Source organism: Pseudazoarcus pumilus (genome assembly GCF_002872475.1).
In the GTDB taxonomy this organism is placed as follows: Bacteria; Pseudomonadota; Gammaproteobacteria; order Burkholderiales; family Rhodocyclaceae; genus Pseudazoarcus; species Pseudazoarcus pumilus.
On sequence record NZ_CP025682.1, the window covers coordinates 1,593,899 to 1,616,972 of the forward strand.

At 67.6% G+C, this 23,074-nt stretch carries 21 protein-coding genes; 11 read left to right on the forward strand and 10 right to left on the reverse strand.

The features are described 5' to 3' along the window. Window positions 1-19: 19 nt before the first annotated feature. Window positions 20-529: a diaminobutyrate acetyltransferase gene (gene ectA, locus C0099_RS07690; protein WP_228151674.1), complete on the reverse strand. Its 510-nt coding sequence runs from the start codon at window positions 527-529 to the stop codon at window positions 20-22. 376 nt (window positions 530-905) lie between these two features. Between ectA and C0099_RS07695 the strand changes: the two genes are divergently transcribed. Further along, complete coding sequence (locus C0099_RS07695) at window positions 906-1,790, forward strand: hypothetical protein (protein ID WP_102246892.1); 885 nt, start codon at window positions 906-908, stop codon at window positions 1,788-1,790. A gap of 37 nt (window positions 1,791-1,827) precedes the next feature. Then, window positions 1,828-2,961 (forward strand): MFS transporter, encoded by a 1,134-nt coding sequence (locus C0099_RS07700; RefSeq protein WP_102246893.1) that lies wholly within the window; start codon window positions 1,828-1,830, stop codon window positions 2,959-2,961. Here the strand turns inward: C0099_RS07700 and C0099_RS07705 are convergent. Then, window positions 2,949-4,196 carry a BaiN/RdsA family NAD(P)/FAD-dependent oxidoreductase gene (locus C0099_RS07705; protein ID WP_228151675.1) on the reverse strand — a complete coding sequence of 416 codons (1,248 nt, stop codon included), beginning with the start codon at window positions 4,194-4,196 and terminating at the stop codon, window positions 2,949-2,951. The genes C0099_RS07700 and C0099_RS07705 overlap by 13 nt on opposite strands. Here C0099_RS07705 and C0099_RS07710 point away from each other — a divergent pair. Beyond that, window positions 4,177-4,566, forward strand: coding sequence for a 4a-hydroxytetrahydrobiopterin dehydratase (locus C0099_RS07710; RefSeq protein WP_123785225.1), 390 nt, complete (start codon window positions 4,177-4,179; stop codon window positions 4,564-4,566). The genes C0099_RS07705 and C0099_RS07710 overlap by 20 nt on opposite strands. A 21-nt stretch (window positions 4,567-4,587) precedes the next feature. Here C0099_RS07710 and C0099_RS07715 read toward each other — a convergent pair whose 3' ends face one another. Genes C0099_RS07715 through C0099_RS07725 form a run of 3 tightly spaced genes read right to left on the reverse strand, consistent with a single transcriptional unit; the run spans window position 4,588 to window position 10,940 of the window. Next, entirely contained in the window at window positions 4,588-5,859 is a 1,272-nt protein-coding gene (locus C0099_RS07715) for an O-acetylhomoserine aminocarboxypropyltransferase/cysteine synthase family protein (RefSeq protein ID WP_102246895.1), read from the reverse strand. A 51-nt stretch (window positions 5,860-5,910) separates the two neighbouring features. After that, window positions 5,911-7,692 carry an aminodeoxychorismate synthase component I gene (gene pabB / locus C0099_RS07720; protein WP_102246896.1) on the reverse strand — a complete coding sequence of 594 codons (1,782 nt, stop codon included), beginning with the start codon at window positions 7,690-7,692 and terminating at the stop codon, window positions 5,911-5,913. 38 nt (window positions 7,693-7,730) lie between these two features. Then, window positions 7,731-10,940, reverse strand: coding sequence for an error-prone DNA polymerase (locus C0099_RS07725; RefSeq protein ID WP_102246897.1), 3,210 nt, complete (start codon window positions 10,938-10,940; stop codon window positions 7,731-7,733). Between the two features lie 73 nt (window positions 10,941-11,013). Between C0099_RS07725 and C0099_RS07730 the strand changes: the two genes are divergently transcribed. Then, window positions 11,014-12,810: a M61 family metallopeptidase gene (locus C0099_RS07730; protein WP_102246898.1), complete on the forward strand. Its 1,797-nt coding sequence runs from the start codon at window positions 11,014-11,016 to the stop codon at window positions 12,808-12,810. A 430-nt stretch (window positions 12,811-13,240) separates the two neighbouring features. Further along, the gene (gene ltrA, locus C0099_RS07740) at window positions 13,241-14,611 is read left to right on the forward strand and encodes a group II intron reverse transcriptase/maturase (RefSeq protein ID WP_102246237.1); all 1,371 of its coding nucleotides are present in this window, start codon (window positions 13,241-13,243) and stop codon (window positions 14,609-14,611) included. A gap of 80 nt (window positions 14,612-14,691) precedes the next feature. On the opposite strand, the gene C0099_RS07745 is transcribed toward ltrA, so the two are convergent. From C0099_RS07745 to lexA, 4 genes are read right to left on the reverse strand one after another with little or no spacing between them, the layout of a single operon-like run. Then, on the reverse strand, window positions 14,692-15,243 hold the full coding sequence (locus tag C0099_RS07745; protein WP_102246899.1) for a hypothetical protein: 552 nt from the start codon (window positions 15,241-15,243) through the stop codon (window positions 14,692-14,694). A 33-nt stretch (window positions 15,244-15,276) separates the two neighbouring features. Continuing rightward, window positions 15,277-16,698 carry a Y-family DNA polymerase gene (locus C0099_RS07750; protein ID WP_102246900.1) on the reverse strand — a complete coding sequence of 474 codons (1,422 nt, stop codon included), beginning with the start codon at window positions 16,696-16,698 and terminating at the stop codon, window positions 15,277-15,279. Further along, complete coding sequence (imuA, locus tag C0099_RS07755) at window positions 16,634-17,335, reverse strand: translesion DNA synthesis-associated protein ImuA (RefSeq protein ID WP_102246901.1); 702 nt, start codon at window positions 17,333-17,335, stop codon at window positions 16,634-16,636. Before imuA ends, C0099_RS07750 begins: the two co-directional genes overlap by 65 nt. 10 nt (window positions 17,336-17,345) lie before the next feature. After that, window positions 17,346-17,960: a transcriptional repressor LexA gene (gene lexA / locus C0099_RS07760; RefSeq protein WP_102246902.1), complete on the reverse strand. Its 615-nt coding sequence runs from the start codon at window positions 17,958-17,960 to the stop codon at window positions 17,346-17,348. 251 nt (window positions 17,961-18,211) lie between these two features. Here lexA and C0099_RS07765 point away from each other — a divergent pair, with 251 nt between their 5' ends. The 3 genes from C0099_RS07765 (at window position 18,212) to C0099_RS07775 (ending at window position 20,314) form a co-directional block, all read left to right on the forward strand. Continuing rightward, window positions 18,212-18,703: a peroxiredoxin gene (locus tag C0099_RS07765; protein ID WP_102246903.1), complete on the forward strand. Its 492-nt coding sequence runs from the start codon at window positions 18,212-18,214 to the stop codon at window positions 18,701-18,703. Beyond that, window positions 18,690-19,169, forward strand: a complete 480-nt coding sequence (locus C0099_RS07770) for an FKBP-type peptidyl-prolyl cis-trans isomerase (protein WP_102246904.1) — start codon at window positions 18,690-18,692, stop codon at window positions 19,167-19,169. The genes C0099_RS07765 and C0099_RS07770 overlap by 14 nt, the downstream gene beginning before the upstream one ends. Before the next feature lie 200 nt (window positions 19,170-19,369). After that, window positions 19,370-20,314, forward strand: a complete 945-nt coding sequence (locus tag C0099_RS07775) for a diguanylate cyclase (protein ID WP_102246905.1) — start codon at window positions 19,370-19,372, stop codon at window positions 20,312-20,314. A 10-nt stretch (window positions 20,315-20,324) separates the two neighbouring features. Here C0099_RS07775 and gloB read toward each other — a convergent pair whose 3' ends face one another. Next, a complete protein-coding gene (gloB, locus tag C0099_RS07780; protein ID WP_102246906.1) occupies window positions 20,325-21,116 on the reverse strand; it encodes a hydroxyacylglutathione hydrolase in 792 nt (263 codons plus the stop codon). Here gloB and C0099_RS07785 point away from each other — a divergent pair. From C0099_RS07785 to dnaQ, 3 genes are read left to right on the forward strand one after another with little or no spacing between them, the layout of a single operon-like run. After that, window positions 21,115-21,891 carry a class I SAM-dependent methyltransferase gene (locus C0099_RS07785; protein ID WP_102248428.1) on the forward strand — a complete coding sequence of 259 codons (777 nt, stop codon included), beginning with the start codon at window positions 21,115-21,117 and terminating at the stop codon, window positions 21,889-21,891. The two genes, gloB and C0099_RS07785, sit on opposite strands and share 2 nt — an antisense overlap. Continuing rightward, a complete protein-coding gene (gene rnhA / locus C0099_RS07790; protein ID WP_102246907.1) occupies window positions 21,876-22,340 on the forward strand; it encodes a ribonuclease HI in 465 nt (154 codons plus the stop codon). Before C0099_RS07785 ends, rnhA begins: the two co-directional genes overlap by 16 nt. Before the next feature lie 2 nt (window positions 22,341-22,342). Then, on the forward strand, window positions 22,343-23,071 hold the full coding sequence (gene dnaQ / locus C0099_RS07795) for a DNA polymerase III subunit epsilon (protein ID WP_102246908.1): 729 nt from the start codon (window positions 22,343-22,345) through the stop codon (window positions 23,069-23,071). Window positions 23,072-23,074: the final 3 nt, after the last annotated feature.

Here is a 23,074-nt window from a genome sequence, read left to right on the forward strand (position 1 = left end):
CGGTAATAGTCGGGATTCTTCATGGTTGGGCGAACGGCCCGATGCGGTACAGGCGTTCGGCCTCATGCGGTTCCGGGAACAGGTTCTCGGTGAAATGCGGATGATCCGTGCAGTCGACGCCCAGATCGCGTGCGACGGCCTTGAACAGCTTCTGCGAGGGCACGTTGTCGGCGGTGATCGTCGCCGTCATCCACCTGGCGTCGCGCACGCCCGGCAGCTTCAGCCACTCGCGCAGCAGCTTCTTGCCCATGCCCTTGCCGCGCATCTGCGGTGCCACGCCGACCTGCCACACGAAGGCCGCATCGGGATCGCGCGGCGGGCGGTAGCCGACCACGGCGCCGACGGTCACGCCGTCACGTTCGGCGATCAGGCAGGTCTCGCCGAAGTCGGTGGCGAAGATCAGGTAGAAATAGGCGGAATTCAGTTCCAGCGTTCCGGCATCGCGCACGAGACGCCACAGGGCGGCACCGTCTTCGGGCGTGGCCGCGCGGTAGGTCAAGGTGTCGTTGTCGTCGGTCGCTGCTGTCATGGGCATCCCTGTAATCTGTTTGTCATATTGGCGGCCGACGCGGGGTCTCAGCCAGACGCCGGCTCTTAGAATCAATCGTAGTGGATCGCGGGCAGAAATCGACCAGAGCGCGTGCGAGCGCAACGGCCAGGCTGCTTCAGGCTTGAGACGGTGAGTGCCCGGGCGTCGCCGGTCGGGGAAAAGCGGGGGAGGACTGTGTCGGGTTCGTCTGTCGCGTAACCGTGCATCGATCTGCAAACTGCACCAGTACTGGTCGTCTGCTGCTGTGAGGATGCGTGCAGTTTAACATATTTGGACGAATCTATCGAGGCCGCCACGCCGGCCTCGGCAGCCCTTACAATCCGGGGCTCGACCGCAATCCGACCGGAGATCCGACATGCAGCAGGTGCTGATCGCACATCGCAACGACGAAGGGCGCCATGCGGCCGACCGCATCCGCGGCGCGCTCGATGCCAGCCTGCACGTGCGCTGCACGAATCTGGACGAACTCGCTGACGAGCAGATCGAAGCGGCCGTGCGCCGCGCCGATCGCGTGCTGGTGATCGTCGATCGTGACTGGGCGGACGGGGGGAGTCGTGCGCTTGACGACGAGCCGGGCCGACGTCTGCACTCCGCGGTCGTCGTGGCCCTTGCGCAAGGGCGTGCGCTGCTGGCAATCACCCTGAACGACGCCGGGCTGCCGGCGGACGATGCGCTCGGCGACGCGATCGCGCCCCTGTCTTCAGCGCCGGTATTCCCGCTCTCCGCGGACGACTGGGCGGACGACGTCGCTGCGCTGATCGACGAAGTATCGGCCGCGCTGCCTGTCCCGGCCGGGCCGCTGCGCGACCAGAGTTCGCGGCAGATCCTGTTCGCCGCCGCGCTGGTCGGTATCGTCGTTTTGCTCGGCGGTCTGTTGGTCGCGAGCCGCATCTGGTTTGTCGACGCACCGCCGGCGGTTGGGCAGTGGGTGGCCGAGGTCGATTACGGCCGCGGGGTGGTGCGCGAGGAGCGCTTCGAATTCCGCCAGACCGCGGGCGAGATCGCCGGCAGTGCGAGCTGGCAGGGTGCGCGCCGCGTGATCGAGGATTCGGTGCTCGACGGCGAGCGCCTGTCCTTCCATATCCGCACGCACGAGACACTGGGTAGCCAGCGTCGCGAACTGCGTCACGATTACGTGGCGGTGCCTGAGGGGCCCGATTCGCTGCGCTTCACGCTACGCACCTCCGGCGGGTTCACGGAACGCGACGAACTCCGCTTCAAGGCGACGCGCGCGCAATGAGGCAGGTCGTCGAAGCCTTCGCGGTACCCGCCACACCATGAGTCCTAGACCGCACCCTGGCGCGTGGACGTGCATCTTCCTGCCGTTCGCGCTGGGCTATTACCTGTCGTATCTGCTGCGCACCGTCAACGCCGTGATCTCGCCGGATCTCACGCGCGAGCTGTCGCTGTCCGCTGCCGATCTGGGTCTGCTGACCAGCGCCTACTTCCTGACTTTCGGCCTGGCGCAGATTCCGCTTGGCATCGCCCTCGATCGCTTCGGTCCGAAGCGCATCAACGTGGTGCTGTTGCTGATCGCAGCCTTCGGTGCGGTGGTGTTCGCATTGGGTGATAGCCGCAGCGAGCTGACGCTGGCGCGCGGCCTGATCGGGCTGGGGGTGTCGGCCTGCCTGATGTCCGGGCTCAAGGCCTTCTCGCTGTGGTTCCCGCCGGAGCGTCAGAGCTCGATGACCGGCTTCATCATGGCCTCCGGGGCGCTTGGCGCACTGACCGCCGCCACCCCGGTCGAGGCGGTGCTGCCCCTGATCGGCTGGCGCGGGGTGTTCTGGGCCATCGCTGCGGTATCGCTCGCGGCCGCAGCCTACGTCGCGGTGGTCGTGCCCGAGGCGCCGCGCCATGACGGCGGGACGACGTTGCGCCAAGCCATGGGCGGACTGCGGGGCATCTTCACGTCGCCCGACTTCCTGCGCTTTGCCGGCACGGCCTTGTTCTTCACCGGCGGCTTCATGGCCTTGCAGAGCCTGTGGGCCGTGCCATGGCTGATGGAAATGGACGGACTGAGCCGTTCCGGCGCAGCCGGTTACCTCGTCGTGCTCAATCTGGGCATGTTCACGGGTCAGCTTGCCATCGGCTTCTTCGGTACGCGGCTGGTGCGGCGCGGTGTGCGCCCGGTCAATCTGATGCAGGCCGGCTACTGCATGGTGCTGCTCGTCGAACTGGCCATCGTGCTCGGTGGCGGGCCGTCCATCCTGTTGTGGTTCGCGATCGGCCTGCTGGCTGCGGTCAATGCGCAGGCCTATGTCGCAGCGGCCTCGTGCTTCCCGCGCGAGGCCTTTGGTCGGGTCAGCACCGCGATCAACCTGATGGCCTTCGGCGTGCTGATCGCGATCCAATGCGTGGCGATCGTGCCGCTCTTCCTCGGCGCGCGACGCCAGGGTGCTCACACGAACTGAGCCGCCGCGTGGCCCGACGACCAGGCCCACTGGAAGTTGAAACCGCCCAGGCGACCGGTGACGTCCACGACCTCGCCGATGAAGAACAGCCCGGGCACGACGCGCGCCTCCATGGTCTTGGACGACAGTGCGCGCGTATCCACGCCGCCGAGCGTGACCTCGGCCTTGGCATAGCCCTGGGTGCCCGATGGCGCGATGTGCCAGTCGCACAAGGCCTCGGCGACGGCATCGAGTTCGGCCGGCGCGAAGCGGTTGAGTGGTCGCTCCCAGCCATACAGCGCACACCAGGCATGGGCGAATCGGCGTGGCAGGACGTCGGCCAGCAGATTCGCGAGCAAGGCCTTCTCGTTCGCGCGCTCGGCCAGCCAGGCGCGCACGTCCAGGCCCGGCAGCAGGTCGACCGACACCGGTTGCCACGGCGCGTCGACGTAGGCCTGCTGCTGCCAGTAGCTCGACACCTGCAGGATCACCGGACCCGAAAGCCCGCGATGGGTCACCAGCATGGCCTCGCGGAAGCGCCCGCCGTCGCAATGCGCGACCACATCGAGCGATGCGCCTGCCAGCGGCTTGAAGCGCTCCAGGGTCTCGGGCGCCAGCGTCAGCGGCACCAGCGCAGGGCGCGGGGGCACGATTTCGAGGCCGAACTGTTCGGCGATGCGGTAGCCGAAAGGCGTTGCGCCGATTTTCGGGATGGACAATCCGCCGGTGGCGATCACCAGGCTCTCGCAGCGCACACGCCCGCGTGCCGTGTCCAGTTCGAAGCGTGTTGCATCCGCGTCGATAGCGCGCACCGCGTCGACCGCGCATGGCATCGCCCAGTCGACGCCACCCCATTCGCATTCGGTGCGCAGCATGGCGATGATGTCCTGTGCGGACTCGTCGCAGAACAGCTGGCCATGCTCGCGCTCGTGCCAGGCGATGCCGTGCCGATCGACCATGTCGATGAAATCGGTCGAGGTGAAGCGCGCCAGGGCCGAGCGGGCGAAGTGCGCATTGCGCGACAGGAAGTTGCCGGGTTCTACGCGGCGGTTGGTGAAGTTGCAGCGCCCGCCGCCGGAGATGCGGATCTTCTCGGCGAGCTTCTCGGCGTGGTCGATGAGCAGCACGCGACGTCCGCGCTGCCCGGCCAGCGCGGCGCACATCATGCCGGCTGCGCCTGCGCCGATCACGATCGCGTCGTAGTGGGATCCGTCGAGCTCGGGCGCGTTTGCATGGATGGGGGGCTTGCTGTGCACGGGCGTGTGCTCCACTGTCTACTGCACCGCGAAAGCGGCGCAGCATACGCGCAGGATTCACCCGCAGCAACGGAGGATAGTGATGAGCGACCGACTACAGGGCGAGGCCCGCAAGGACGCACTCGCCGAGCTCGAGAACTGGCAGGAAGTGAGCGGACGTGACGCGATCACGCGCAGCCTGCGCTTTGCCGATTTCAACGCCGCCTTCGGCTTCATGAGCCGGGTGGCACTGAAGGCCGAGCAGATGGGTCACCATCCCGAGTGGTTCAACGTCTTCAACCGCGTCGACATCACGCTGTCGACGCATGACGCAGGCGGCCTGACCGCGCTCGACGTGAAACTGGCGAAGTTCATCGATTCGCTTGCCTGAGGCCGCCTGCGGCACGAGGGCTCAGGCCTTGTCCAGCGCCTGATCCAGATCGGCGATCAGGTCATCGACGTGCTCGATGCCGATCGACAGCCGGATCATGTCTTCGGACACGCCGGCCTTTTCCAGCTCGTCCGGGCCGAGCTGGCGGTGCGTGGTCGAGGCCGGATGGCAGGCGAGCGTCTTGCAGTCGCCGATATTGACCAGGCGCGTGACCAGTTGCAGCGCGTCCTGGAAGCGCGCACCGCCCTCGCGTCCGCCACGCACGCCGAAGTTGAGAATCCCCGAGGCGCGCCCGCCCATGTATTTTTGCACCAGCGCGTGGTCCGCATGCTCGGGCAGTCCGGCGTAATTGACCCAGTCCACCTTGGGGTGGGACTTCAGATGGGTGGCGATCTTGAGCGCGTTGTCGCAGATGCGGTCCATGCGCAGCGCCAGCGTCTCGATGCCCTGCAGGATCAAAAAGGCGTTGAACGGCGACAGCGCCGCGCCCATGTTGCGCAGCGGCACGACGCGCGCGCGGCCGATGTAGGCGGCCGGTCCCAGCGCCTCGGTGTAGATCACGCCGTGGTAGGACGCGTCCGGCTCGTTGAGTTGGCGGAACTTGTCCTTGTGCTCGGCCCATGGGAAGCGGCCCGAATCGACGATCACGCCGCCCACCGAATTGCCGTGCCCGCCCAGGTACTTGGTCAGCGAATGCACGACGATATCCGCGCCGTGTTCGAAAGGCCGGCACAGATAGGGCGAGGGCACGGTGTTGTCGACGATCAGCGGCACGCCGTGGCGGTGGGCGACGTCGGCCAGATGGGCGAAGTCGGTGATGTTTCCCAGCGGGTTGCCGACCGATTCGCAGAACAGCGCACGCGTGCGCTCGTCGACCAGGCGCTCGAAGCTCGCCGGGTCGCGGTGGTCGGCGAAGCGTACATCGATGCCGTACTTGGGCAGGGTGTGGGCGAACAGGTTGTAGGTGCCGCCGTAGAGCGTGCTCGAGGTGACGATGTTGTCGCCGGCCTCGGCGATGGTCTGGATCGACGCGGTGATTGCCGCCATGCCCGAGGCCATGGCCAGCGAGGCCACGCCGCCTTCCATCTCCGCCAGACGCTTTTCGAGCACGTCGTTGGTCGGATTCATGATGCGCGTGTAGATGTTGCCCTGGACCTTGAGGTCGAACAGGTCGGCGCCGTGCTGCGTGTCGTCGAAGGCGTAGGAAGTGGTCTGGTAAATCGGTACCGCGACCGCGCGCGTGGTCGGGTCGGGCTGGTAGCCGCCGTGGACGGCGAGGGTTTCGATCTTCATGCGTCGTACTCCCACGTGCTCGATGAAATGGAAGTCCGAGTATAGCCGCGCTCAATCGCTCAGCGTGGCGCGCAGCAAGCCGCGCAGCGCGTTGCCGACGAACACGCGGCGGGCCGCCGCCAGATGCGTGCGATCGATCACGGCCTCGCGCGCCCGACCGCTTTCGATCAGTTCGCGGCGCAGCACGCCATCGAGCGCGCCGGCGGCGAGCGGCGGGGTGAGCAGCGCACCGTCCTCATCTTCGATGAAGACGGAAGTGCGCGCGCCCTCGACCAGTTGGTCGCGTTCGTTGAAGAACAGCACGTCGAACAGACCGGCCGCGGAGGCCTCGCGCAACGCCGCATCGTAGCGTGCGCGGGCAGTGGTCTTGTGACGCGCGAGCACGTCGTCGGAGCGCAGGCGCGAGGCAGCGAAGCCGACGCGCACCGGTTCGGGCAGCGCCTGCAGCGGCCCGCCGTCGAGCATCAGACGTCCGTCCGGCGACAGTTCCAGGCGCACCCGATGCGGACCCTGGAGAGAGCCGGCGTGGGCATACAGGATCGCGCGCACCGTCGCGCTGTCGCAGTCGAAGCCGAAGAAGCCGGCCGAGGCTGTCAGTCGTGCGAGATGGCGCTCGAGCAGCGGATAGGGCGCATCGGACTGCGGCTCGCAGCGCAGTGTCTCGATCAGGCCAAAGGTTGGCCGCAGACCGGTCAGGAAGCGGCCCTTGAGCAGGCACTCGTCCCATTCGCGCGTCGGCTCGGAATCGGCGACGATGCCGCTGCCCAGGCCGCAACGAAAGTGGCCGCGTGCATCGGCCTCGAGGGTGCGAATCGGCACGCTGAAGCGAAAATCCCCGTCCGGCGCGAGCCAGCCCAGCGCGCCGCAATACAAGCCGCGCGGCGCGGGTTCGAGTTCGCGGATGATCTCCATCGCACGGATCTTCGGCGCCCCGGTGACCGAGCCGCAGGGAAACAGCGCGCGAAAGATGGTCGCCAGATCGGCGTCGATCGGTTCGGCCGAAATCGTCGAAGTCATCTGCCACAGCGTCGGATAGGCCTCGACGTCGAGCAGGCTGTCGACCCGCACGCCGCCGGGCGGCGCCAGGCGGCCCAGGTCGTTGCGGATGAGGTCGACGATCATGACGTTCTCGGCGCGATCCTTCTCCGAGGCGGTGAGTGCTTCGGGCCCGGCTTCGCGCGGCGCCGTGCCCTTCATCGGCCGGCAGGTCAGGCGTAGCCCGCTGCGTTCGACGAACAGCTCGGGCGAGCGCGACAGGATGCAGCCGTCGGCGTGATGCAGATAGGTCCCGAAGCGCACCGGCTGGCGCTCGCGCAGGGCGGCGTAGAGCGCCAGCGACTCGCCGAGGATCCGTCCGCGCAGCGCGAAGGTGTAATTGACCTGGTAGCAGTCGCCGGCCTCGATGAACGCACGGATGCGCGCCACGCCATCGCGGTAGGTGTTCGCGTCGAGAGCGCGACGCACGTCGCCGACCGCGGCTACGCGCTGATGTTCATCCAGGCCGGCGAGGGCCGCGTCGATCGCGATCGCGGTGCGATCGGGAGGCATCTTGGTGGCCTGCGAGAAGACCCATACGGTCATCAGCGGCGCGTTTGCCGCCCGTGCGGTGCGCGCCAGTCGCGGTTCGAGCGCTTGGCCCAGCTCGAAGCTCGCTGCGATCGCGACCCACTTCCCGCGACGCCGGGCCGCCTCGATATGCGCGAACACCGCATCGATCTCGTCGGTGCGGTGACACACGATGGTCTCGCACAAGCCCTCGAGCAGCAGGTCGCCCCCGCCGGAGAGGTTGTCGTCGAACAGCGCGAAGGTCGAGGTGATGTCGAGGGCGGACATGAAAGGGCCGGCGTCAAGAATGGCGCGATGGTAGCCGATCAGTGGAAATCGCGGCTGCGCGCGTCGAGCGTGCCGAGCAGTTCCGATCGATCCACGACGCGCCCGGCGATCAGATGAACGACACGGCCCTCGCGCCGGATCTGGCCGAACACGCCCAGCAGACGCGCGCCGAGCAGTTCGCGCCGCTGACGTTCGAGCAGTTCGGCGTGCACGATCACATTGACCATTCCGGTCTCGTCCTCGAGCGTGATGAACATCGTGCCCTTCGCGGTGCTAGGGCGCTGGCGACAGGTCACCAGCCCGGCTGCGCGCGCGATCTGCCGGTCGGCGCAGTCCATGATCCGGGCGGCGGGGTCGAAGCGTTCGCCTTGCAGGCGTGCGCGCAGCAGCGCCAGTGGGTGACGACCCAGCGTGAAGCCGAGTCTGGCGTAGTCGGCAAGCAGATCCGCCGCTTCGGACGGCGCAGCCAGTTCGGCCTGCGTCTCATGTACCGGTGCGCCGGCCAGCACATCGTCGTGGCTGCGGGTCGCGGCGGCCTGCCACAGCGCCTGACGACGATGACCGGCGAGTGTGGCCAGCGCGCCGGCTGCGGCCAGACGGCGCAGCGTCGCCGCATCCAGCCGCGCACGCGCGGCCAGGTCGTCGACCGAATCGAAGGCCTGCTGGCGCCGCGCGGTGACGATGCGCGCGGCTGCATCGCGCGTCAGACCACGCACCCGGTGCAGACCCAGACGCACCGCCGGCGCAGGGACGATGCCGGGAAGGGGCGTGGAGGGCGCATCATCACCACAGGCTTCGAGCGCGCATTCGCCGTCGCTGGCGGTGACATCCGGGCCGCGTACGACGACGCCGTGACGGCGCGCGTCCTGGATCAGTTGCGCGGGCGCGTAAAAGCCCATCGGCTGGCTGTCGAGCAGGCCGCACAGAAAAGCCGCCGGCTCGAAGCGCTTGAGCCATGCCGAGAAATACACCAGCAGCGCGAAGCTGGCGGCGTGCGATTCGGGAAAGCCGTAGCTGCCGAAGCCCTCGATCTGGTCGCACAGACGCTGCGCGAATTCGGGTGCGAAACCGCGCTCGGCCATGCCGTCGAGCAGACGCGCTCGGTACTGCTCCAGCTCACCCTTGCGGCGCCAGGCACCCATCGAGCGGCGCAGCCGGTCCGCGTCGCCCGGCGTGAAACCGGCGGCCTCGACAGCCAGCTGCATGACCTGTTCCTGAAAGATGGGCACACCCAGCGTGCGCTCGAGTACGCGCCGCACGCCGGCGTCCGAGCGCGCATTGCTCGAGCGCGGGTAGTCCACCGGCAGGCCGGCGGCGATGCGATCGCGTGCGCGCAGATAGGGGTGCACCATGCCGCCCTGGATGGGGCCGGGGCGCACGATCGCGACCTCGACCACCAGATCGTAGAAGCACGCGGGCTTGAGCCGTGGCAGCATCGTCATCTGTGCGCGCGATTCGATCTGGAACACGCCGATCGAGTCGGCCTGCGAGAGCATTTCATACACGGCCGGGATTTCGCGTGGAATGTCGGCCAGCCCGAAACGCCAGCCACGCCAGCGCGAGACCATCGCCAGTGTGCGGCGCAGCGCCGTGAGCATGCCCAGCGCGAGCACGTCGATCTTGAGCAGGCCGACCGCTTCCAGATCGTCCTTGTCCCACTGGATCACGGTGCGATCGGGCATCGCCGCGTTCTCGACCGGCACCAGTTCGTCGAGCCGTCCGCGCGCGATCACGAAGCCGCCCACGTGCTGCGACAGATGACGGGGAAAGCCGGTCAACTCACGGGCCAGTTCGACGAGCAGGCGCATCTCGCGCGCGTCCGGGTCGAAACCCGCCTCGCGCAGGCGCTCGGGCAGGTTCTCGCTGTGGTCGAACCAGCGCTGCTCGCGCGTCAACTGGTCGACGCGCTGCGCGGGCAGGCCCAGCGCACGCGCCACGTCACGCAGCGCGCCGCGCGTGCGGTAGCGGATCACCGTGGCGGCCAGCGCGGCACGTTCGCGGCCGTAGTTCGCGTAGATGTACTGGATGACTTCCTCGCGCCGCTCGTGCTCGAAGTCCACATCGATGTCGGGCGGCTCGTCGCGCTCGCGCGAGACGAAGCGCTCGAACAGCATGATGCCCAGTTCCGGATCGACCTCGGTGATGCCCAGCGCCCAGCACACGGCCGAATTCGCCGCCGAGCCGCGCCCCTGACACAGGATGTCGCGCTCGCGCGCGAAGCGCACGATGTCGTGCACGGTCAGGAAATAGGGTTCGTATCCCAGTTCCGCGATCAGCGCCAGCTCGTGCTCGACGAGTTGCCGGATGCGTGCGCGGGCGGCGGCGCTGCGCGCGCGCTGGGTCTCGCGCCAGTCCAGCCCGCGCTCGACCAGTTCGCGCAGCCAGGCGGTGGGCGTGCGACCGGCCGGCACGAGGTCGTCCGGGTATTCGTAGCGCAGCTCGTTCAGGCTGAACGTGCAGCGCGCGGCCAGGGTCAGCGTCTCGGCGAGCAGCCCCGACGGGTAGCGGCGCGCCAGTTCCGCGCGCTCATGCAGGTGGCGGTCGGCGTTGGGCGCGAGCCGCAGGCCGGCCTCGGCCAGCGTGCAGCGCAGCCGGGTGGCGCTGAGCACGTCGGCCAGGCGTCGACGGGCGGCGTCGTGCATCAGCGCACCGGTGGCGGCCAGCGCCGGGATGCCGGCACTGCGCGCTGCACGCAGCAGCGCGGCGAGCCGCCCTGCGTCGTCCGCGCCCAGATGCAATGCGACGGTGAGCCAGGTTTCGTTCGCGAAGCGCGTCGCGAGCCAGCGTGCGTCGGCCGCGATCGCGGCCTCGTCGAGCTGCACATCCTCAGGCGGTACGAGCAGTGCGCTGCAACCGGGCAGACCGTCTTCGAGATCGGCGCGGCACAGATGGTAGGTGCCCTTGTGGGCGGCACGACGGCCGCGCGTGATCAGCCTAGACAGTGCAGCGTAGCCGTGACGATCGCGCGCGATCAGCACCACGCGCGGACCGTCCGCGAGCGCGATCTCGCTGCCGATGATCAGCCGGATGGGGGTTTCATCGCGCCTCGCCTGCTGGTGCGCGCGCACGATGCCGGCGAGCGAACACTCGTCGGTGATCGCGATCGCCGCATAGCCCAGCGTGGCGGCGCGCTCGACGAGTTCCTCCGGGTGGGAGGCACCGCGCTGGAAGCTGAAGTTGCTCAGGCAGTGCAGTTCGGCGAAAGCGGGTGGAGCTGGGCGCACCGAATGCGATCGATGACTGTACATAAGAACAGTATATCCGGGGCGGCGTCGTGAGCGCGTTAGAATGAAAAGCGTGTAAACGACCTAGCGAGGCACGATGACACCCGAAATCCGCTACACGATCACGCCGCATCATCCCGAGGCCCATCTGTTCCGGGTGAGCTGCACCGTCGAGCGCCCCGACCCGTCCGGACAGATTTTCCGCCTGCCGGCGTGGATTCCCGGCAGCTACATGATCCGCGAGTTCTCGCGCAACATCGTGACCCTGTCGGCCGAGGCCGCCGGGCGCCGCCACTCGATCACCAAGATCGACAAGAACACCTGGCGCGCAGCGCCGCTCGCGGCCGGACGCAGTCTGACCGTGAACTACGACGTCTATGCCTGGGACCTGTCGGTACGTGCCGCGCATCTGGACCAGACCCATGGCTTCTTCAACGGCACCAGCGTGTTCCTGTCCGTCGACGGACAGACCGACCGCCCGTGCCTGGTCGATATCCGCGCTCCGGCCGGTGCCGACGACTGGCAGGTCGCCACGGCGATGACACCGGCGACCAGTCTCAAGGGGGGGGCGCGCATCGGCGGATTCGGCCTGTATCGCGCAGACAGTTACGACGAGCTGGTCGACCATCCGGTCGAGATGGGGCGCTTCACGCAGGCGGTGTTCAAGGCCGGCGGCGTCGAGCACGAGATCGTGCTCACCGGGCGCCACGACTGCGACCTGGATCGCCTCACCGCAGATCTGACCAGGATCTGCGACTGGCACATTCGCCTGTTCGGCAAGCCCGCGCCGGTCGAGCGCTATGTCTTTCTCGCGACCATCGTCGGCGACGGCTACGGCGGTCTCGAGCACCGCGCCTCGACCGCGCTGCTGGCCAGCCGCAAGGATCTGCCCTACCGCGGCATGCGCGGCATGAACAAGGACTATCGCAACTTCCTCGGCCTGTGCAGCCACGAGTACTTCCACACCTGGAACGTCAAGCGCATCAAGCCGGCCGCGTTCACGCCCTACGACTACGCGTGCGAGAACTACACGCGCCTGCTGTGGGCTTTCGAGGGGTTCACGGCGTACTACGACGATCTCGCACTGGTGCGTTCGGGCGTGATCTCGGCGGCCGACTATCTGGAACTGCTCGGCCAGACCATGAGTCGCGTGCTGCGCGGCAGCGGACGCCTCAAGCAGAGCGTGGCCGAATCCTCCTTCGACGCCTGGACCAAGTTCTATCGCCAGGACGAGAACGCGCCCAACGCCATCGTCAGCTACTACGCCAAGGGCGCGCTGGTGGCGCTCGCGCTGGACCTGCAGCTGCGCACCCAGACCGGCGGCAAGCGCAGCCTCGACGACGTCATGCGCGCGTTGTGGAAGCGCCACGGCAAGACCGGCATCGGTGTGGCCGAGGACGGCATCTTCGCCATCGTCGAGGAGATCGCCAGCGACCCCTCCGCCGAGGAAGGGCGCCGTCTGGCCGAATGGCTGCGCCGCGCGGTGAGCGGCACGGCAGATCTGCCGCTGGCGCGTCTGCTGCGCCCCTTCGGCGTCAACTGCCGCTCGGATACCTCGGCGAAAGCGCCGGTGCTGGGCGTGCGCATGGCCTCCGGCCCCGAGGCGAAGATCGCCAGCGTCTTCGACGGCGCCGCCGCGCAGGCCGCGGGCCTGTCGGCCGGCGACGTGCTGGTGGCCTTCGACGGCCTGCGTGTGGCTGCCGGCGACGTCGAGGACATGCTGACACGCCGCAAGGCCGGCGAGACGGTGCGCGTGCACGCCTTCCGCCGCGACGAACTGATGGAGTTCGACGTCACGCTGGCCGCCCCCAGGGCCGACACCATGAAGCTCACGCTGCAGGAAAAGCCCGAGCCCTCGGTGCGGACCCTGCGCAAGGGCTGGCTCGGCCTGTGACAGGGTGATGCACGGAAAAGGCCGCTCCCGACGGGGGCGGCCTTTTTTATGTGCGCCCAGCATGGGCGCACTCCTGCGGGTGCGAGTCCCGCCGTAAGTTGATCACAGCGAACGAAGTGAAGCGCAACTGCATGAGGGTGACCGAGTGTGGGGAGGAAGCGTGGAGCATAAGCTGCGAGCCGATGAACAAGAATCGGATAGAAGGCGCTGCCGAGCAGGGCGAGCGGGCATGAAACCGCGAAGCTCTCGTGATCAAGGCGAAGCGGCGTAGATCCGGCGGTTGTGCAGCGAAGGAGTGCGTTCTTACCTGGGGAGATCTCGCTTTGTGTCTGAAAGGGCGACGGCGCCGAGCCGGAGCGAGAAGTCAGCAGAGGCCGTAGTAGCTGCCGTGCTGGGGCGAAGGGCCGAACGAGTAGGAGGGCCGAAGGCCATGTCGCTCGAACGTGCAGTGCATCAGAAGCCCGGTCATGCGGGGCGCAACGCGGGAGGGCGGGGTGAAGCCGCGCTTGAGGCGATGCGTGATGAAGCACGGACGGCGCGGCATGCAACTGGAAGCCCGGGGCGAGAGGGCCTGCTTGCGCAGGTGCTCGCGAGCGCGAACATGGAGGCGGCGTGGAAGCGCGTCAAATCCAATCGCGGCAGTGCAGGGGTGGATGGTCGGTCGATTGCCGAGACGGCGGACTACCTGAGAGCGCACTGGCCCCGGATTCGGGAAACGTTACTGGACGGCAGCTACCGGCCCGCGCCGGTGCGCCGTGTCCAGATTCCGAAACCCGACGGGGGCGTGCGTGAATTGGGGATACCGACGGTGACGGATCGGCTGATCCAGCAAGCCCTGCTGCAAGTCTTGCAGCGCAAGATTGATCCGACGTTCTCCGAACATAGCTATGGCTTTCGACCGGGACGCCGTGCGCATGACGCGGTGCTCGATGCACAGCGCTACGTGCAGGACGGCTACCGGGTGGTGGTCGATGTGGATCTGGAGAAATTCTTCGACCGGGTCAATCACGACATCCTGATGGAACGGTTATCGAGGCGCATCAACGACAAAGCCGTGCTACGGCTGATTCGTCGCTACCTCGTGGCCGGGATCATGGAGGGTGGAGTGGTCATGGAACGCTACGAGGGCACGCCGCAAGGCGGGCCATTGTCGCCGCTGCTGGCCAACGTGCTGCTCGACGAGGTGGATCGGGAGTTGGAACAGCGCGGTCACCGCTTCGTGCGTTACGCCGACGACTGTAACGTATATGTACGCAGCCGTCGTGCGGGCGAACGCGTGTTGGACGGGCTGCGCAAGCTCTACGACCGACTCCATCTGAAGGTCAATGAGGCCAAGACGGCCGTCGCGCCCGCATCTGGCCGGAAGTTTCTCGGTTATGCCTTCTGGTATGGCCGAGGCGGTCAGGTCAAATGCAAGGTGGCGGACAAGGCCAAAGAGACCTTCAAGCAACGCATCCGACAAATGACGCGTCGCTCGGGTGGGCGTAGCCTGCCGGAGATCGCCGAACAACTCCGGACTTACATGCCGGGCTGGAAGGCCTACTTCCAGCTCGCGCAGACGCCGCAAGTGTTCCGCGGACTCGACGAGTGGATTCGACACCGGCTGCGTGCCGTGCAGCTCAAGCACTGGCGCCGGAGTACGACGATGTATCGGGAGTTGAAAGCGCTGGGCGCTTCGGAGGCGGACGCTCGCAAGGTGGCCGCGAACAGTCGGTGCTGGTGGCGCAACAGCCGCATGGCGCTGAACCGGGCAATGCCTATCGCCTACTTCGACCGGATCGGAGTGCCCCGGCTCTCATGACCTCAACTGCTCGAACCGCCCGGTGCGGACCCGCATGCCGGGTGGTGTGGGAGGGGAACGGTCAGGTAAGCTGACCGCCCCTATCCCGATTTCGGACGTGTGAGCTTTCGCCGCCAGTAATGCCATGCCGGATAGGCCGCGGCCACGGCGACGATGAGCAGAAAGCCCACGCTCTGCCAGAACGCGATCGGATCGATGGCGAGCAGGTATTCGCGCGCCGGTCGGCGGAACGTGATCGAACCGGTCACGACGGCCTTGCCCGCCATGGCAGCCAGCGCCAGTGCCGGTGCGAACCACACGACAAGACCGATCGCGTAGAGCACGCGATCGAACAGCGGCGTGACGCGTGAGCGCGGCTGCGCGACGCTCTCGACACCGTGCCACATCGCCACCAGGGCGGCGGCCGCGGCGAGCAGCGGGGCGACGGCCATGGTCGCTCCGAGCAGGGTCGCGGCGAGCATGAAGGCAATGCCTTCGAGCGGCTCGATGCGCACCCAGATCGGCTCGATGAAACGAAAGGCCGTGAGCGCGATGGGCAAGGCCAGCAGCGCAACGATCAGTGCGCGCAGCGCCTTGCGGCGGTGCGCATCGCCTGCGGGTTCATCGGGACGCGGGCGTGAGAACGGAAACATCGCAATGGACTCGGAGCCGGGAGGCCGGCCAGTCTATCCAAAATGACCGTGCAGGTACCAGCTGCCTTGGTTGCGCTCGCGGAAAACCCACCACAGCGCCGCGTCCGGCGTGCGCGCGACATAGTAGTCGCGTGCCATGTCCGCGCCGTCCCACCAGCCGGTCTCGATGCGTTCGGGGCCGGCGACGAGTTCCAGCTGGTCGATCACGGCGAGCGCGTGCGGACGCTCGAGCAGCCAGGCCGGACGGGGGGTGGAGGTCGTGGCGTGCTCCCCCGCCGGTGCGCCTACGGGCAGCATGCGGCTTGCGCGCTCGGGCCGATGGTCGGGCCAGGGCGCGATGCGACGCACGGCCTGAGGTCCCAGACGCGCACGCAGACGATCGAGCAGCAGCACCGCGTTCTCGCGGATCCCGGCCGGGTCGCCGAACAGGTCCGGCGTGCGTCCGGGGCGCAGTACCGGTGCGTCGGCGGCCAGATGCAAACCCTCGACCGGAGCCGGCAGCGTCAGCGCGGACAGGCGTTCGCGCGCGAGCAGCATCAGCCGGGAGATTTCGCGCGAGGGCTCTCCACTGATGATGACAAGCGACGTCACGCTGTGGTCTTCGTGTACGAGTTCGAGCGCGAAGCGGTCGATTCCGGCGTGTCGTGCGGCCAACCAGGCGACCAGGCCGGCGACGAGACGCGACATCGCGAACAGCAGTGGTTCGGTATTCGTGGTCGCGACCGGCAATGCGAGCGTGGACGCAAAGCGCGCCGGCGGCTCGCGCCAGCGCCTTGGATCGGGTGCCTCGCCACGCGCGCGCGACAGTGCGTCGAGCACCGCGCGCGCCTGACGCCGGGCCAGTCCCTCGCGCGGCAGACGGCGCACCTGGGCGAGTCGTTGCAGACCCAGCTCGGTGAGCAGTTCCAGCGTCGCCGCGCTCACATCGGTGCCGATGCCGAGCACCCCGAGCGGCAGTGCGTCGAGCGCATCCTGCCAGCCCGGCCCGACCGGAGCCGTCGTTGCGGAGAGCGCGAACCAGTGGGCAGCCAGCGGGGTGGGCGCAACAGCGCTGCGTATGACCAGGCCCAGATCTGCGAGCGTGTCGCCGAGCGCGCGCACAAGCGCTTCACGTCCGCCGAACAGGCGCAGGCTGGTCGAGACCTCGAGCAACACGGTATCGGGCGCAGCCAGCGTGAGCGAGGGCGTGAAGCGCGAGCAGGCGGCGGCCACCTCGTCGAGCGTGGCCTGCTCGAGCGCGACTTCGCGCGCCCTGAAGACGACGCCCGGAGCGATCGCGCGCGCGGCCGCCAGCGTCTCGCCGGGGTGTAGGCCGAGTGCGCGGGCGCGGGTATCGGCGGCGACGATGCAGGGGCGGCGCGCGTCGTCGAAGAGCGCGCACGGCGCGGCCTCAGCCGTGGCGCGCGTGAATACCTGCAGGCACAGCTCGGGCAGATGCAGGGCGATCCACAGCATGGGCAGGCTCTCCGATGGATCGGGTCAGGGGCAGGATCAGCGGCGCGCTCGCGGGCGGACCGCGCCGCTTGAGGATGTCGACGTGCAGGCCTGCACGGTGACCGGCCAGCGCCAGGCGCAGCACGGCCGGCGAGGACTGGCGCGCGGCCTGCGGCGGGCGGTACAGGAACAGCGGCGTGGCCGCTTCCTCGGCGGCCAGTTGCAGGCGACGCAAGGCGGCCATGTCGATACGCTCGATCCACGCCAGCACCGCGTGACAGGCGCCGGAGGCCAGCGCCTGGCGCGTGGCCCAGATCGCTGCGGCCGCATTCTGTGCCACCACTACGGGCATGCGTTCGAGCGGTACGCCACTGTGAGCGAGTGAGGGCGCATACGGCAATCGTGGCGGGGCGACCCACACCACAAGACGATCGACCCCGGCGCGGGCGAGCAAGGGCAGTAGCAGCTCGATCTCGCCGATGCCGGGCGTGGCGACGAGCAGTTCCACGATGCCTTCGCGCGGCCAGCCTGCCCCGGGCAACTCGTCATCGAGCGCCTTGAAGCCGGTCGGCTCGCCCGGCGTGACGTCGCGGGCGAGGCGGTCGGCACGCCACACCAGGCCCGGCGGCAATGCTGCGAGGGCGGGCGAGGCGCTCATCCCACCCCCTTCAGCGCGGCAGGCCGTTGCGGATCAGGCCGACGGCCACGCCTTCGATGACCAGCGGCTCGACACGGGTGTCGACGACGATGGGTGCGAAGTCCGGGTTGGCCGGCATCAGGCTGACGACCGGTCCGCGACGGCGGAAGGTCTTGACCGTGACCTCGTCGTGCACGCGCGCGACGACGATCTGTCCGGCACGCGCCTCGGGCGTGCGGTGTACGGCAAGCAGATCGCCGTCGAGGATGCCGGCATCACGCATGCTCAGGCCGCGCACGCGCAGCAGGTAATCGGCGCGCGGCGAGAACAGCGCCGGATCGACGGTGTGGTGCGACTCGACGTGCTCGATGGCGAGCAGCGGCGAGCCGGCGGCGACGCGCCCGATCAGCGGCAGTCCGACGCCGTCGGCCAGCCGGATGCCGCGCGCCCGGCCTTCCTCGAGAACGATCGCGCCCTTGGACGCGAGCGCACGCAGATGGCTCTCGGCGGCGTTGGGAGAGCGGAAACCGAAGGCCGTGCACAACTCGGCGCGCGTGGGCGGACGGCCGCTGTGCGATACGGTGTCGCGAATGAAATCGAGAATCTCGCTCTGGCGCCGCGTGAGCGGTCGGTCGGGCGGGGTCATGGCATTCTCCGGGCAGAGCAGGGCAGGGTCGGTCGAGCAGGCGGACATTCTCGCCGAGAACTGTATTTTTAAACAGCTATCACAGTCTTGCAAGTCCGTGCCAAGGTGTATCCGGGCTTGAGGCGACCCGCTTGGTGGTCTATCCCTCAAGAACTTCGAACCTCCGCTGGGAGGACAGCATGCGAATCGATGCAGGGACCGACGCGGCTGGAGTTCGACAACGTTCCGGGCTAGAATCGCGCCCACGTCACGTGCCGCGGATTGGCGACCGGGCGCCGGTTTTTGCACTGCCGGACGCCGACATGGAAGTGTTCGACCTGGACGAGATGGTCGGCAGCAAGCACGTCGTGCTGTACTTCTACCCGCGCGACAACACGCCCGGATGCACGCGCCAGGCCGTCGACTTCAGCGACCATGCGCAGGACTTCGAGGAACGCGACTGCGTCGTCGTCGGCGTCAGCCCCGACGATTGTCCGACCCACGCCGAGTTCCGCGACGAGCATGGCCTGTCCGTGCGACTGCTCTCGGACGAGGACGTCGACATCTGTCGTCGCTACGGCGTGTGGCAATCGCGCGAGGCAGACGGCGTGCGGCGCACCGGCGTGACGCGCACCACCTTCATCATCGACAAGCGTGGCATCATCCGCCACATCTTTCGCAACGTCGCACCACGCGGCCATGTGGCCGAGGTCCTGGATACGCTCAGCCAACTGCAAACGGAACACGCACATGCAAATCCTTAAAGACACCGTCGTCACGCTCGATTACACGGTCACCGACAGCGACGGCAATCTGATCGACGACGGCAAGAACCCGCTGGTGTATCTGCACGGCGGCTATGACGGCATTTTCCCGCTGATCGAGGAAACACTGCAGGGCAAGGAGGTCGGCGAGACCTTCACCGTCAAGCTGCAGCCCGAAGACGCCTTTGGCGATATCGACGAAGAACTCGTGCTGATCGAGGAAGCCGCCATGTTCCCCGAGAACATCGAGGTCGGGATGGCCTTCGAGCGCGTCGGCGAAGACGACGAGGAAGACATGGTCTATCGCATCACCGACATCGCCGACGGCAAGGTCGTGGTCGACGGCAACCATCCGCTCGCAGGCATGGCGCTGGTGTTCGACGGCAAGGTCGCCGACGTGCGCTCGGCCACGCCCGAGGAGATCCAGCACGGCCACGTGCACGGAGCGGGCGGCCATCACCACTGATCCGCATGCACACAAGGATGTTTCGGGGGCCGCGAAAGCGGCCCCTTTTTAATTTGCGGAGACGTTTTGCGTCAAATTCCCTGGGTTCCTTGTGGTTTATTTCACACCACCGCCTCATGCCCGATGTCGCCCGCAGGCGCTATGGCACAATCGAGGCGGGAAGACCGGTTGAGACCCCACATGGAGCGCGCGCGTAGCGGATGAAGGCACTGGTCATCGAGGACACCGTCACGAGCGCGACGCTCATCTGCCAGATGCTCGGCAAGATGGGGCTGGATACGGTCAGGGCGCGCGACGGTCGCAGTGGCATCGAGGCCTTCGAACGCGAACGTCCCGACCTGGTGTTGCTCGACGTGATCATGCCGGACCTGGACGGTTTCCAGGTTGCGCGCCGCCTGCGCGCCATCGAGCAAGGCGTCGACTGGACGCCCATCATCTTCCTGTCCGCACGCGCCAGCGACGACGACCTCGCTCAGGGGATCGACGCCGGTGGTGATGACTATCTGGTCAAGCCGGTGTCCGAAAAGGTGCTCGGCGCCAAGGTGGCGGCGATGCGCCGCATCGTGCGCATGCGTGAAGTGCTGCTGCGCACCACCCGCAAGCTCGACGAGGCCAACCGCGAGCTCGCGCGCCGGAACGCGATCGACGGGCTGACCGGCATCGCCAATCGTGGCCGTTTCGACGAGGTGCTCGATCACGAGTGGCGCCGCGCATCGCGCAGCGGCCTGCCGATTTCGCTGCTGTTCATCGATGTGGACGAGTTCAAGGCGTTCAACGATGGCCACGGTCATCTGCCCGGCGATGAATGCCTCAAGGATCTTGCCGGGCTGCTGGAGCAGTCGCTGCGGCGTCCGTCCGATCTGGTCGCCCGCTACGGCGGCGAGGAATTCGCCGTGATCCTCCCCGAGACGGCCGGCGAGGGGGCCGCCTCGGTGGCTGATAGCGTGATGCGTGCGGTACGCGAAGCGGCGATTCCGCACGGCTTCTCGTCGGTTTCTCCATTCCTGACGATCAGCATCGGCATCGCCACGGCGGTGCCTGAACGCGGCGACGAACGCGGTTCCGAAATCCTGCTGACGCTCGCCGACGAAGCGCTCTACAAGGCCAAGCGCGCCGGACGCAACCGCGTCGTACAGGCCGACTGAACGCGTCTCCTCAGAACTCGTCCTTCCATGCACGAAGCGCGGTGAAACAGGCCAGATCACTGGCAGGGCGCCGACCCGTGTGGCGTGTAACGGCCTTGATCACCGAGGCCGACCCGGTGCGCAGAAAGGGATTGATCGCACGCTCGCGCTCCATCGTGCTGGGCAGCGTGGGCTGTCCGTCCGAACGCAGACTCCGGCAATGCGCGAACCAGGCATCGCGTTCGGCGTTGTCGGGCTCGGCCGCCTGCGCGAACTTCAGGTTGGCGAGCGTGTATTCGTGGGTGCAATACACGCGTGTGCTGCCGGGCAGGTCCTTGAGGCGTTCGAGCGAGGCGTGCAGTTGCTCCGCAGTGCCGCCCAGCAGCCGCCCGCAGCCGGCAGAGAACAGGGTGTCGCCCGGAAACAGCAGGTCGCCGGAGAGGAAGGCGATGTGGGTCGCGGTGTGGCCGGGCACCTCGAGCACCTCGAAGGCGCGATCGAGTTCGGGCAGATCGACGCTGTCGCCATCAGCCAATCCTGCCGTCACACCGGCAATGTCGGCCGCCGCCGGACCGTACACCGGAATGTCGCGTCGTGCGGTCAGCGCGCCGATTCCGCCGGTGTGGTCGGCATGGTGATGGGTGATGAGAATTGCGGTAAGGTCGAGTCCTTCACGCGCCAGATACGATTCGACCGGGGCCGGGTCGCCGGGATCGACGACGACGACCTTGTCGCCGCGGCGCAAGGTCCAGATGTAGTTGTCGTTGAACGCGGGCAGCGGAAGAATCTCGAGGCCGGCATCGCCGGGGGCGTCAATGGTCATGTCCTGTACAAGCCTTTCGGAGTGGTTCTCGGGTACGCAGGGCGGATACGTCCTGCGCTGGGAGCAGGCGCACATCGACGCCATCGTCTCCGACGTGTTCGGTTATAACGCAATGCAGGTCGGCTTGCCAGGGCACGACCTGTTGCGCGCGAGCCGCATCGCCCATCGTTTCGTGCTCGAGACGGAGTCTTCGCGTGGCGGAGCGGCGGTCTACGCGGAGGCAACCGGGCTGCCCATCGCCACCGCCAGCGTCGATCTCGTCGTGCTGCCCCATGTGCTGGAGTTCTCGCGCGATCCGCACCGCATCCTGCGCGAGGTCGAGCGCGTGCTGGTGCCCGACGGCAGTCTGGTGCTCGCAGGCTTCAATCCGTTCAGCCTGTTCGGTGCGCGCCGCCTCTTTTCGCGCTCGTCGGGCGCCTGGCCGTGGCGCGGGCACTATTTCTCGGTGCTGCGGGTGCGCGACTGGCTTACACTGCTCGGCTTCGAGACGCCGCCCGGCGTGTTCGGCTGCTACGTGCCGCCGGTGCGCACGCAAAAATGGGTCGATCGCTGGCAGTTCCTCGAGCGTGCCGGCAACCGGTGGTGGCCGGTGTGCGGCGGCTGTTTCGTGTTGCACGGCATCAAGCGCGTGCATGGCATGCGGTTGATCACGCCGCAATGGAAGGCCGAGGCGGTGCCCGCCAAGCGGCTCACGCCGGCATCGCGTCGCGGTCGCGGCGGCGTCACCACCACCCATAAGGACGAAGAATCAGGAACCCGATGCAGGAACTCGTAGACATCTTTACCGACGGCGCATGCAGCGGCAACCCCGGCCCGGGTGGCTGGGGTGCGATTCTGCGCGCGGGTGGACAGGAAAAGGAAATCTGGGGCGGCGAGGCGCAGACCACCAACAACCGCATGGAGTTGCTGGCCGTGATCCGCGCCCTGGAACTGCTCAAGCGCCCGGTGCACGCGCGCGTGCATACCGACAGTCAGTACGTGCAGAAGGGTATTTCGGAGTGGATCCACGGCTGGAAGGCGCGCGGCTGGAAGACCGCCGCCAAGGCCCCGGTCAAGAACGCCGACCTGTGGCAGGAGCTGGACCGTGCGGCCAGCCGCCACAAGGTCGACTGGATCTGGGTGCGTGGCCACGCCGGTCACGTCGAAAATGAACGCGCCGACGCGCTCGCCCGCCAGGGCGTTGCGTCAGTCAAGCGCAGTGCCACCCCAGCCACCAGCCCCTAGCCATGCGACAAATCGTCCTCGATACCGAAACCACCGGTCTGGACTGGCGCAACGGACACCGCGTCATCGAGATCGGCTGTGTCGAACTGGTCAACCGCAGCCTGACCGGTCGGCATTTCCACGTTTATCTGAATCCGGAGCGAGAAATCGACGCCGAGGCCGAGGCCGTGCACGGCATCAGCCTGGACTTTCTCACCGACAAGCCGAAGTTCGAGGCCATCGCGGCCGACTTCGAAGCCTTCGTTGCCGGAGCCGAGTTGCTCATCCACAACGCCAGTTTCGACGTCGGCTTTCTCAACGCCGAACTGTCGCGCTGTGGGCGCGGCAACGTCGCCAGCTTCTGCCACGGCGTGATCGACACGCTCAGGCTCGCCAAGGAGCAGAACCCCGGCAAGAAGGCCTCGCTCGATGCGCTTTGCGAGCGCTACGACATCGACAACGGCCACCGTACGCTGCACGGGGCGCTGCTCGACGCAGAGATTCTCGCCGAGGTCTACCTGGCGATGACGCGCGGCCAGGAGACGCTGGCGATCACGCTCGAAGAGCCATCCAACGGGGCCGACATGCCCGCGCGCAGCGTTGCGCCGGACCGGCCGCGACTCAAGGTATTGCGTGCGAATGATGCCGAGCGCGCAGCGCACGCGGCGGTGCTGGCCGACATCGAGAAAGCCGCCGGACATTGTTTGTGGCTGGCGAAGGTCCAAGCGGCTTCGGAAGCCGAATCGCCCTGAGCT

Excerpts from the sequence above, each read along its gene's own strand:
- ectA (WP_228151674.1), bottom strand. The coding sequence starts at position 529 with ATGACAGCAGCGACCGACGACAACGACACCTTGACCTACCGCGCGGCC.
- C0099_RS07695 (WP_102246892.1), top strand. The coding sequence starts at position 906 with ATGCAGCAGGTGCTGATCGCACATCGCAACGACGAAGGGCGCCATGCG.
- C0099_RS07700 (WP_102246893.1), top strand. The coding sequence starts at position 1,828 with ATGAGTCCTAGACCGCACCCTGGCGCGTGGACGTGCATCTTCCTGCCG.
- C0099_RS07710 (WP_123785225.1), top strand. The coding sequence starts at position 4,177 with ATGGGGGGCTTGCTGTGCACGGGCGTGTGCTCCACTGTCTACTGCACC.
- C0099_RS07715 (WP_102246895.1), bottom strand. The coding sequence starts at position 5,859 with ATGAAGATCGAAACCCTCGCCGTCCACGGCGGCTACCAGCCCGACCCG.
- pabB (WP_102246896.1), bottom strand. The coding sequence starts at position 7,692 with ATGTCCGCCCTCGACATCACCTCGACCTTCGCGCTGTTCGACGACAAC.
- C0099_RS07725 (WP_102246897.1), bottom strand. The coding sequence starts at position 10,940 with ATGTACAGTCATCGATCGCATTCGGTGCGCCCAGCTCCACCCGCTTTC.
- C0099_RS07730 (WP_102246898.1), top strand. The coding sequence starts at position 11,014 with ATGACACCCGAAATCCGCTACACGATCACGCCGCATCATCCCGAGGCC.
- ltrA (WP_102246237.1), top strand. The coding sequence starts at position 13,241 with ATGTCGCTCGAACGTGCAGTGCATCAGAAGCCCGGTCATGCGGGGCGC.
- C0099_RS07745 (WP_102246899.1), bottom strand. The coding sequence starts at position 15,243 with ATGTTTCCGTTCTCACGCCCGCGTCCCGATGAACCCGCAGGCGATGCG.
- C0099_RS07750 (WP_102246900.1), bottom strand. The coding sequence starts at position 16,698 with ATGCTGTGGATCGCCCTGCATCTGCCCGAGCTGTGCCTGCAGGTATTC.
- imuA (WP_102246901.1), bottom strand. The coding sequence starts at position 17,335 with ATGAGCGCCTCGCCCGCCCTCGCAGCATTGCCGCCGGGCCTGGTGTGG.
- lexA (WP_102246902.1), bottom strand. The coding sequence starts at position 17,960 with ATGACCCCGCCCGACCGACCGCTCACGCGGCGCCAGAGCGAGATTCTC.
- C0099_RS07770 (WP_102246904.1), top strand. The coding sequence starts at position 18,690 with ATGCAAATCCTTAAAGACACCGTCGTCACGCTCGATTACACGGTCACC.
- C0099_RS07775 (WP_102246905.1), top strand. The coding sequence starts at position 19,370 with ATGAAGGCACTGGTCATCGAGGACACCGTCACGAGCGCGACGCTCATC.
- C0099_RS07785 (WP_102248428.1), top strand. The coding sequence starts at position 21,115 with ATGTCCTGTACAAGCCTTTCGGAGTGGTTCTCGGGTACGCAGGGCGGA.
- gloB (WP_102246906.1), bottom strand. The coding sequence starts at position 21,116 with ATGACCATTGACGCCCCCGGCGATGCCGGCCTCGAGATTCTTCCGCTG.
- rnhA (WP_102246907.1), top strand. The coding sequence starts at position 21,876 with ATGCAGGAACTCGTAGACATCTTTACCGACGGCGCATGCAGCGGCAAC.
- dnaQ (WP_102246908.1), top strand. The coding sequence starts at position 22,343 with ATGCGACAAATCGTCCTCGATACCGAAACCACCGGTCTGGACTGGCGC.